This is a genomic window from Streptomyces sp. NPDC127177, assembly GCF_042672475.1.
GTDB lineage: Bacteria > Actinomycetota > Actinomycetes > Streptomycetales > Streptomycetaceae > Streptomyces.
Genome location: NZ_JBHXUW010000072.1, coordinates 26,913 through 36,756 on the forward strand (window position 1 = coordinate 26,913; position 9,844 = coordinate 36,756).

The following is a 9,844-nucleotide window of genomic DNA, read 5'->3' on the forward strand; positions in this document are numbered from 1 at the left end:
GCCGCGCGGACCCGGAACGCCCCGGCCCCGAACGGAGCGGCCGCCGCGGACCGGACCGGCGAAGTCGCCCTGTACACCGGCAATGACGACGACATCATCGGTGATCTGCTCACCCCGTACGAGACGGCCGCCGGCATCCCGCGCTGGTTCGCGGGCGGGCTGTTCGGCCAGTGGGCGGTGTCGACGGGTTCCGCCGTGACGCTGCTCGACGACCGTCCGCCGGGCCCGCGTCCGGGACCACTGGGCGGGACCACGAGACGATGGTCCGCTGCCTGGCCCGCCGCAGCGAACTCACCGACGCCAACAGCGCGGTCCTCGACGTGCGCGGCGCCTTCCGGGGCTGCATCGCCGGGGTCCACGAAGTGCTGCGCCGCCAGGGGCTGCCGGCGAACATTCGCTGCCTGGACCCGGCCGAGACGCTCTCCCCGGACAGGCCGAGGAGATCACCCGGGTGGCCGCGGCCTACCCTTGGCTGACCGATGACGCCTTCGTTGCGGAGCACCTCGATGCCTGGCTCTCCTGAAACCGCCGACCGCTCCTCCCGGGTGGTCGTCGCCGTACCGCCGCACCTGCGCGCCCAGTTCTTCACCGCCGACGTGTGGCGGGAGCTGGAGCGGGCGGCCGAACTCACCGTCATCGACGACCACTCCGACCGGACGGCGGTCGCGGCGGCCCTGCCCGGCGCCCGGGCTCTGATCACCTCGTGGCGGGCGCCGAAGGTGGACGCGGAACTGCTGGCGCACGCGGACCGGCTGGAGCTGGTGGCGCACACCGGATCGGCGGTCGCGCCCTACGTCACCGAGGACGTGTTCCGGCGCGGCATCCTGGTCACCCAGGCCGGCGACGAGATGGCCCGCCCGGTCGCCGAGGTGGCGCTCGCCTTCACTCTCTCGCTGCTCCACCGCGTCCAGCGATTCGACCACGCCCTGCGCGGCGGACTCGACTGGGCGACGGCGAGCGAGGCACCGCCGCGCCATGAGATCCACGGCAGCGACATCGGGGTGATCGGAGCCTCCCGCACCGGGCGGGCCTACATCCGGATGGTGCGGGCAATGGGGGCACGGGTGCGCGTCACCGATCCGTTCCTCACCGACGCCGATGCCCAGGAGCTCGGGGTGAAGGCCGTCCCGCTGGAGACGCTGCTCTCCGGCAGCCGGATCGTGGCCGTGCACGCGCCGGTCACCGAGGAGACCCACCGGATGATCGGTGCCGAGCAGCTGGCGCTGATGCCGGACGGTGCGGGGCTGGTGAACACCGCCCGCGCGTGGCTGGTCGACCAGGACTCGCTCCTGGCGGAACTGACCACCGGCCGTCTCGACGCGGCCATCGACGTCTTCGACACCGAACCGCTGCCCGTGGACCACCCCTTCCGCGCTCTGCCGAACGTACTGCTCACCCCGCACCAGGCGGCCGGCAGTGTCGAGTGCCGGCAACGGCTCGGCACCAGCGCCGTCAACGAGGTGCTGCGGCTGATCGCCGGGCGCCCCCCGGTCCACGCCGTCACAGCCGACGCCCTCGTCCGGCTGCGCTGACGCACCCTCTCCCCAATTCGTACCCGTAAGGAGAACCACCCCTCGTGCGGCTGATTCGCGTGGGCGAACCCGGCCGGAGCACCCGGTCGTCGGCTGCCCCGCGGGCCGCCACTGCGACCTGCCGGGCATCACCGACGACGGCGCGTTCCTCTCCGCGCCGGCCGACGACCCGCGCCTGATCCGCGCCGAGCCGCAGCTCCCAAAATCCGACATCGGTGACGGCTGACGAGGCCCGGCAGCGCAGCGTCTGCCGGCCCGCGTAACCGGGCTCAGTCCTCCGGGAGTTCGACCGGGGCGATCTCGTCGAAGACGTCGCCGGGGCCGGGGTTGGTCGCGTCGGTCGCGCCGCCGAACTGGGTCATCACACCCCAGACGGCGTTCAGCGCGGTCTGCACGGCTCCCTCGGCCCAGCCGGCCGTCCAGGAGATGTCGTCACCGGCGAGGAACAGGCCCCGCTTGTCGGCGGGCAGCCGGTCCTGCATGAAGTGGGTGAACAGCCGCCGCTGGTAGCGGTAGTGGCCCGGCAGGTTCGCCTTGAACGCGCCCATGAACCAGGGCTCGTTCTCCCAGGACACGGTGACCGGGTTGCCGGTGATGTGCTTCCGGATGTCCACGTTCGGATAGATCTCGCCGAGCGACTTCAGCATGACGTCCATGCGCTCGGTCGCGGAGAGCGGCAGCCACTTCAGGCTGTCGTCGCACCAGGTGTACGAGAGGCAGATGCTGGCCGGCCTGTCCGGGCCGTCGTCGAGGAGGTACGTGCCGCGGGTCATCCGGTCGGTCAGCGTCATCGACATCGTGTCGCGCCCGGTGGTCTCGTCCTTGTCCAGCCAGAACGGCCGGTCGACGGGGACGAACAGCTTGGACGACTCCATGTAGTGGGTGCGCTCCATCGCCGTCCAGTGGTCGATGGGGAAGAGCGCGTCGTCGCAGGCGATCTTGGAGAGCAGCAGCCAGGACTGTCCGGTGAAGACGGCGGCGCGGAAGGTCCGGATGTCGCCGGTGGCGTCGGTGACGGTGATCCGGTTGCCCGCCGTGCGGTGCAGCCGGGTCACCGCCCCGCGCGGCTCGCCGTCGTGCAGCGAGGCCAGCGAGGTGCCGAGCGGCCAGTGGACGATCTTCTGCGGCTCGCGCTCCCACAGGCGCAGCGGGAGTTGCTGACTGCCGCCGACGATGGAGCGGTGGTGGTCGTCCGCCTCGGTGTAGACGACGCGCAGGATCTCCAGGATGGAGTTGGGGAAGTCGGTGTCCCAGCCGCCGGTGCCGAAGCCGACCTGGCCGAAGATCTCGCGGTGGCGGAACGACTTGAAGGCGTCGGAGTCGCAGAGGAAGCCGTAGAAGGTCTGGTTGTCGAGCTTCTCGACGAGCCGGGACCAGATCTCCCGGATCCGCGGTACGTCGCGTTCGCGCATCGCCCGGTTCATGTCGGAGAAGTCGGCGCCCTCCTCCAGGCAGGCGTTCCAGGCGTCCATCACGTCGCGGTAGACCTGCGGGAGGTCGTCGATGGAGGTGGCGTAGTGCGACTCGCCCTTCAGGTCGACGACGGTCGACGGGGTGGCCGGGGAGAGCGGGTTGGGGAACGGCTTCGTCTCCAGGCCGACCATGTCGATGTAGTGCTGGAGCGCGGTCGAGGACGGCGGGAAGCGCATCGCGCCCATCTCGGCGGTGAGGGGCTCGCCGTCGGTGGTGCAGCCGTCGAACTCGACGGTGCGCAGTCGGCCGCCGATGCGGTCGGCCTCGTAGACGACGGGCCTGAGCCCCATCTTCATCAGCTCGTAGGCGGTGATGATGCCGGAGAGCCCGCCGCCGATGACGGCCACCTCGCTGCCGTGCTCGGTCGCCGGTATCTGGCCGAGCCCGGCGGGGTGCGCGAGGAAGTCGTCGTAGGCGTAGGGGAAGTCCGGTCCGAACATGGTGATCGGCGGGGCTGCGTCGGTGTGCGGGACGGCCGGGGGCACCGTGGACGTCATGGGGTACGGACTCCTTGCGGGAACAGGTGGATGAGGGCGGGGCGGCGTTATCGGACGAGGGAGCCGTACAGACCGGGGCGGCGGTCGCGGAGGTACGGGTTGGCGGCCCGGGAGGCGGTGAGCAGGGCGGGGTCGACGTCGCCGATGACGAGTTCCTCGCCGCGTCCGGCGCGGGCGCGGACCGTGCCGTCGGGGCCGGCCAGAGCGCTCAGCCCGACGAACTCGAAGGGGCCCTCGGTGCCGGTCCGGTTGACGTACGCGACGTAGAGCTGGTTCTCGAAGGCGCGGACCGGGACGACGGACTCCGCGACGAACGGAAAGGGGTGCATCAGCGCGGTCGGTACGAGCAGCAGATCGGCGCCGGCGAGCGCGTGCGCCCGTACGTTCTCCGGGAACTCGACGTCGTAGCAGGTCAGCAGACCGACGCGGACACCGTCCAGTTCGGCCTGGACGACCGCCCGGTCGCCGGGGGTGAACCAGTGCTCCTCGAAGTCGCCGAAGAGGTGGGTCTTGCGGTAGTTCGCGAGCCTCGTCCCGTCGGGGCCGATGAGCTGGGCGGCGTTGTACAGGGTGCCGCCGTCGCGCTCCGGGTAGCCGTAGTGGACGGCTATGCCGTGCCGGGCGGCGATTCCGGCGACGGCCTGTGCGGCGGGTCCGTCGGCGGCCTCGGCCAGCCGGGGAACGTCGTCGCCGATCGCGTACCCGGTCAGGAACATCTCGGGGCAGACGAGCAGCCGGGCACCGCTCGCGGCGGCCCGCCGGGCGGTGGCGTCGAGCAGGGCGAGATTGCCGTCGACCGAGCCCGGGGTTCCGGAACTCTGGAGCAGGGCGGTGCGCAGCGGCGGCATGGCTGACCTCGGACGGTGCGTGGGCTGGGAGACGTACTGACGGTACGTGGCGCCGATCCGGCCGGACAAGGCACGGATGTTGCGCATGCACCGTCGATCCGTTGCGCGCTCCGGCACTGTCACGGCGATTCGTTGCGCCCCACATCCCTACAGGTCAGGAGGGTGATTTCGGTCTCGGGGCGGATGCCGGGCCCGCCTTCCGGCGGAGGTGACGAGCGCCCTCGGAGCGATGTGGCCACCGGCCCGTGGACGCGACAGTGAGGGCGGTACGGACGACGTGCCGACACCGCCACCGCCACCGCCACCGAGTAGCTGGGGCAAGGTGGCCGTGGTGACCGGCATCATCACGGCCACCGATCTGGACAACAAGGGCAAGCGGGTCGGAGTGACCGGGCGTCGCTACGTGGGCGAGCCCGACGAGTACCGCCGCAGCAGCGGCGAGAGCACCAGCACGGACTTCGTCCGCTCGACGTACGGCTCGCCCGCGATCCGCTCGAGCACCTGCTCGAAGTGGCGCATGTCCGCCGCGAACACCTGGACGATCGCGTCCGCGTCCCCGGTCACCGTGGACGCGGACGCCACCTCCGGGTACCGGGCGAGCCCGTGCTTGATCGACTCCGGCGAGGTGTTGCGGCTGCAGTAGATCTCGATGTACCCCTCGGTCTCCCAGCCGAGGGCCGCCGGATCCACCCGCACGGTGAACCCGGTGATCGCGCCCTCTGCGCGCAGCCTGTCCACGCGGCGCTTCACCGCGGGCGCGGACAGGCCGATGATCGAGCCGATGTCGGCGTAGGAGCGGCGGGCATCTTCGGCCAGCGCGTGGACGATGCGTTCGTCGAGGTCGTTCAGTCGCACTTCGTACGGGTCACTTCTCTGCGGTGGCGAGAGGCCCCGGCGAGTCGGGCAGGGCCGTTCCGGGGGCGGCTGTGCCGCCCCCGAAGTAGACCATGACCCGCCCCGCTGGGCGCGCTCACCGCAGGTGGAGCAGGGTCAGAACGGGAACTGCGAGCGCCCGTGCTGCACGGAGATCCACTTCTGGGTGGTGAAGGCGTCGAGCATCGAGTCGCCGTTCAGCCGCCCGAGCCCGGAGCTCTTCTCGCCACCGAAGGGAACGATCGGCTCGTCGTGGACGGTGCCGTCGTTGATGTGGATCATGCCGGTACGGATCCGCTGCCCCACCCGGACACCACGCTCGATGTTGCCGGTGTGCACGGCGCCGCTCAGCCCGTACGGGGTGTCGTTGGCGATGCGGACCGCCTCGTCCTCGCCGTCGAACGGCACGAGGAGCGCGACCGGGCCGAAGATCTCCTGGGAGAGCACCGGGGAGTCGGCGGCGAGACCGGTGAGGACGGAGGGGCTGACGAGGTTGCCGTCGGCCCGCCCGTGCAGGAGCGCGGTCGCGCCGGCCTCCACCGTCTGGTCGACGAGCGTGGCGATCGCCTCGGCCTGGTTGGAGTTGATCAGCGGGCCGATCTGGGTCGCCGGGTCCGCCGGGTCACCGACTCGCAGCGACGCCACCTTGGCGACGAACTTCTCGGTGAACTCCTGCTCCACCGAGCGGTCGACCAGAATCCGGTTGGCGGCCATGCAGACCTGCCCCTGGTGCACGTACCGGCTGAACACCGCCGCGTCGACCGCGTAGTCCACGTCCGCGTCGTCGAGCACGATGAGCGCGCTGTTGCCGCCGAGTTCGAGCACGGCGCGCTTGAGGTTCGTCGCGCACACCGTGGCGACGTGCCGGCCGACCTTGTCCGAACCGGTGAAGGAGATGACCTGCGGAATGGGGTGCTCCAGCAGCGCGTCGCCGATCTCCGCGATGTCGGTGACCACCACGTTCAGCAGTCCGGCGGGCAGTCCGGCGTCCTCGAACACCTTCGCCACCAGGGTGCCGCCGCAGACGGGCGTGTTCTGGTGCGGCTTGAGGACCACGCCGTTGCCCAGCGCCAGGGCCGGGGCGACCGACTTCAGCGACAGCAGGAAGGGGAAGTTGAACGGGCTGATGACGCCCACCACACCGACCGGAACCCGGTAGACGCGGTTCTCCTTGCCCTCGGTCGGCGAGGGAAGTATCTGCCCGGTGGAGCGCAGTGCGAGCTGTATCGACTCGCGCAGGAACTCCTTGGCCAGGTGCAGTTCGAAGGCCGCCTTCAGCCGCGTACCGCCCAGCTCCGCGACGATCGCGTCGCCGATCTCCGCCTCGCGGTCCTCGACGATCCGCAGCGCCTTCTCCAGCACGGCCCGCCGGGCGTACGCGTTGGTCTCTCCCCAGGCCTGCTGGGCGGTCTCGGCCGCCCGGTACGCCTGGTCCACCTCGTCGGCCGTGGCGACCGTGATCGAGGCGAGTTTCTCCCCGTCGAAGGGGTTGAAGTCGATGATGTCCCAGGACCCCTTGCCCGGCCTCCACTCGCCGTCGATGTACTGATGGGCCAGGTCAGTGAAGAAGGACATGAGATCCCTTACCGCAGAGAGGCGGGCAGCTGAGTGGGATTCATATTACTTAATTTCCAACAGAGTTGGAAAGCGTGAAAGCGTTCCAGGGCCCCGGATCCGGACACCGGCAAAACCGCTCGACGCCCCCCGGAAACACCGCCGCCCCTCCCGGCGCGAACGGCCGGAAGGGGCGGGGATGACGCGGTACGGCGGGATCAGCTCCAGCTGGCGTGCAGCGGCTTGCCCTCGGCGTATCCGGCGGCGCTCTGCACCCCGACGACCGCCTTCTCGGCGAACTCCTCGAGGGAGGCCGCACCGGCGTAGGTGCAGGAGGAGCGGACACCCGCGATGATCGAGTCGACCAGGTCCTCGACCCCGGGGCGGGAGGGGTCCAGGAACATCCGCGAGGTGGAGATGCCCTCCTCGAAGAGCGCCTTGCGGGCCCGGTCGTACGCCGACTCGTCGGACGTGCGGTTCTTCACGGCGCGTGCCGACGCCATGCCGAAGGACTCCTTGTAGAAGCGCCCGTCGGCGGACTGCTGGAGGTCGCCGGGCGACTCGAAGGTCCCGGCGAACCAGGAACCGATCATCACGTTGGACGCGCCCGCGGCCAGTGCCATCGCGACATCGCGCGGGTGGCGGACGCCGCCGTCCGCCCAGACGTGCTTGCCGTACTTCTTCGCCTCCGCCGCGCACTCCAGGACGGCGGAGAACTGCGGCCGGCCCACACCGGTCATCATCCGGGTGGTGCACATGGCGCCCGGTCCGACACCGACCTTGATGATGTCCGCGCCGGCCTCGATGAGGTCGCGCACACCCTCGGCGGCCACGATGTTGCCCGCGACGATCGGCACCTGCGGGTCCAGCGCCCGGACGGCGCGGACCGCACTGATCATGGACTCCTGGTGACCGTGCGCGGTGTCGACGACCAGGGTGTCGGCGCCGGCGTCGAGGAGCTGCTTGGCCTTGCCCGCCACGTCACCGTTGATCCCGACGGCGGCGGCGATCCGCAGCCTGCCCGCACCGTCGGTGGCGGGGGTGTAGAGGGTCGCGCGCAGTGCGGCCTTCCGGGTGAGTATGCCGACGAGGCGGCCCTGCCCGTCGACCGCGGGGGCGAGCTTGCGGTTGGCCCCGTCGAGCTTGTTGAACGCGTCGCGCGGGTCGATGTCGGCGTCCAGCAGCACCAGGTCCTTGGACATGACCTCGGACAGCTGGGTGAAGCGGTCGACGCCGGTCAGGTCGTGGTCGGTGACGACACCGACGGGCCGCCGCTCGCTGTCCACGACGACACCGGCACCGTGGGCCCGCTTGGGCAGCAGGGACAGCGCGTCGGCGACCGTCTGCCCGGGAGCCAGCACGATGGGCGTGTCCAGCACGAGATGGCGCGTCTTGACCCAGGTGATGACGTCGGTGACGACCTCGATCGGAATGTCCTGCGGGATGACGACGAGGCCACCCCGGCGGGCGATCGTTTCGGCCATCCGGCGGCCCGCGATCGCCGTCATGTTCGCGACGACGAGCGGGATGGTGGTGCCTGTGCCGTCGGGCGAGGACAGATCGACCCCTTGGCGGGATCCGACCGCCGACCGGCCCGGGACCATGAAGACATCGTCGTACGTGAGGTCGTACGGGACCGAGGGGGACTCTGTGTATCGACCGGTGCCGGGCTCAAGAAAGCGCATAACACTCATTTTTTCATACGAAATGGCGCAGGTCGTTTCCACGAAGACACAACAAATGACTCCCGCGTTCGTATTTTCCTCCGAGGAACGGTTCGGGAGTCCCGGGCAAGTGGAACCTGCCTTACCCGCAGACCTTACCCGCACGGCCTCCGGATCATTCGTGATCATCACCCCTGGACCTGGTGACAGGGGGTCAGGTAGCTTCAAACGCGCAGGTCCCGCGGGTCACCCGGACACCCCGGGAGAAACAGCGGAATGGTCGCAACTTCCGTCACACGTAAGACCGGAGAGGATCACGATCCGCCCGTGGAGAGCGAACTGCCGGACATTTACTGCCCGTTCCCCCAGAGGACGAACCCGCATGTCGGGCACGTACGGGAACATCTCGACAGTTGGACCCGCAACACCGGCCTGGTGCACCGCGATTCAGCCAGGGAGCGCTTCGAGCAGGCGGACTTCGGGGCCTTCGTGGGCATGGTGTATCCCACCGCCGACAGCGAGGAACTGGACCTCGTCGCCGACTGGTTCGTGTGGCTGTTTCTCGTCGACGACCAGCTGGACGACGGCCACCTCGGCCGCAGTCCGGACCGGGTGCGGGACGTCGTCGCCCGGATGCAGTCCGTGATCGAGGGCGCCGGAACGGGCCCCCTGCCGGACGAGGAGCTGCCGGCCGCCGTCATCGCCCTCGCCGACCTGTGCGAACGCACGATGCCGACGGCCGCCGCCCACTGGCGGCGCCGCTTCTCCTGGCACCTGATGACGTACCTCACGACCGCCACCACCTGGGAGGCAGGCAACCGGGCCGACGGGGTGGTCCCGGCCGAGGCGACGTACATCGAGAAACGCCGGCACACCGGCGCGATACACGTCTGCATGGACCTGATAGAGATCGTGGCCGGCATCGAGGCGCCCGAGTCGATCCACAACGACCCCCGGTTCATCACCGCGCTGGAGGCGTCGTGCAACGTCGTGTGCTGGGCCAACGACGTGTACTCGTACGAGAAGGAGCAGGTACTCGGCGAGATCCACAACCTCGTCCATCTGGTCCGGCACCACCGCGGATACGGGAAGCAGCAGTCGCTGGACCACGTCTGCGCGGAGATCGCGGCCGAGACGGAGCGCTTCCTCACCGCACAGACCGAGCTGCTGACCGCGTATCCGCAGCTCACCTGGATGCTGGAGCCATATCTGGACGGCATGCGGAGCTGGATGCGCGGCAATCTCGACTGGTCCCGGCAGACCCCGCGCTACAACCCGGCCGACGTCAGCCAGTACAAGGAGCCGGAGCAGTATCTGGAGGCGACGGTCCTGGGCCTGCGGCAGGACTGAACCGCACCCGGCGCCGAGCATCGAGGACGGAGGGGGTGCGGGCGGTGTCACCG

At 70.0% G+C, this 9,844-nt stretch carries 7 protein-coding genes and 1 pseudogene; 3 read left to right on the forward strand and 5 right to left on the reverse strand.

Annotated elements, in window-relative coordinates; all coding sequences use genetic code 11:
- Positions 1-6: 6 nt before the first annotated feature.
- A pseudogene (locus ACFVJX_RS31635) lies at positions 7-523 on the forward strand (dihydrodipicolinate synthase family protein); the annotation flags it as partial.
- On the forward strand, positions 507-1,532 hold the full coding sequence (locus ACFVJX_RS31640) for a hydroxyacid dehydrogenase (RefSeq protein ID WP_384134998.1): 1,026 nt from the start codon (positions 507-509) through the stop codon (positions 1,530-1,532). The pseudogene ACFVJX_RS31635 and the gene ACFVJX_RS31640, both read left to right, overlap by 17 nt.
- A 269-nt stretch (positions 1,533-1,801) precedes the next feature.
- Here the strand turns inward: ACFVJX_RS31640 and ACFVJX_RS31645 are convergent, their stop codons facing one another.
- The 5 genes from ACFVJX_RS31645 to ACFVJX_RS31665 form a co-directional block, all read right to left on the reverse strand.
- Entirely contained in the window at positions 1,802-3,502 is a 1,701-nt protein-coding gene (locus ACFVJX_RS31645; protein ID WP_384135001.1) for a flavin monoamine oxidase family protein, read from the reverse strand.
- A 47-nt stretch (positions 3,503-3,549) separates the two neighbouring features.
- The gene (locus ACFVJX_RS31650) at positions 3,550-4,350 is read right to left on the reverse strand and encodes a carbon-nitrogen hydrolase family protein (RefSeq protein WP_384135019.1); all 801 of its coding nucleotides are present in this window, start codon (positions 4,348-4,350) and stop codon (positions 3,550-3,552) included.
- A 399-nt stretch (positions 4,351-4,749) separates the two neighbouring features.
- The gene (locus tag ACFVJX_RS31655) at positions 4,750-5,205 is read right to left on the reverse strand and encodes an Lrp/AsnC family transcriptional regulator (RefSeq protein ID WP_384135004.1); all 456 of its coding nucleotides are present in this window, start codon (positions 5,203-5,205) and stop codon (positions 4,750-4,752) included.
- 135 nt (positions 5,206-5,340) lie between these two features.
- The gene (locus ACFVJX_RS31660; RefSeq protein ID WP_384135007.1) at positions 5,341-6,798 is read right to left on the reverse strand and encodes an aldehyde dehydrogenase family protein; all 1,458 of its coding nucleotides are present in this window, start codon (positions 6,796-6,798) and stop codon (positions 5,341-5,343) included.
- Positions 6,799-6,995: 197 nt separating this feature from the next.
- Positions 6,996-8,462 carry a GuaB1 family IMP dehydrogenase-related protein gene (locus ACFVJX_RS31665; RefSeq protein ID WP_384135010.1) on the reverse strand — a complete coding sequence of 489 codons (1,467 nt, stop codon included), beginning with the start codon at positions 8,460-8,462 and terminating at the stop codon, positions 6,996-6,998.
- Positions 8,463-8,768: 306 nt separating this feature from the next.
- Here ACFVJX_RS31665 and ACFVJX_RS31670 point away from each other — a divergent pair, with 306 nt between their 5' ends.
- The gene (locus ACFVJX_RS31670; RefSeq protein WP_384135013.1) at positions 8,769-9,791 is read left to right on the forward strand and encodes a terpene cyclase; all 1,023 of its coding nucleotides are present in this window, start codon (positions 8,769-8,771) and stop codon (positions 9,789-9,791) included.
- Positions 9,792-9,844: the final 53 nt, after the last annotated feature.

Bases quoted from the DNA above. Each gene is read 5' to 3' on its own strand.
- ACFVJX_RS31640 (WP_384134998.1), top strand. From the start codon at position 507: ATGCCTGGCTCTCCTGAAACCGCCGACCGCTCCTCCCGGGTGGTCGTC.
- ACFVJX_RS31645 (WP_384135001.1), bottom strand. From the start codon at position 3,502: ATGACGTCCACGGTGCCCCCGGCCGTCCCGCACACCGACGCAGCCCCG.
- ACFVJX_RS31650 (WP_384135019.1), bottom strand. From the start codon at position 4,350: ATGCCGCCGCTGCGCACCGCCCTGCTCCAGAGTTCCGGAACCCCGGGC.
- ACFVJX_RS31660 (WP_384135007.1), bottom strand. From the start codon at position 6,798: ATGTCCTTCTTCACTGACCTGGCCCATCAGTACATCGACGGCGAGTGG.
- ACFVJX_RS31665 (WP_384135010.1), bottom strand. From the start codon at position 8,462: ATGCGCTTTCTTGAGCCCGGCACCGGTCGATACACAGAGTCCCCCTCG.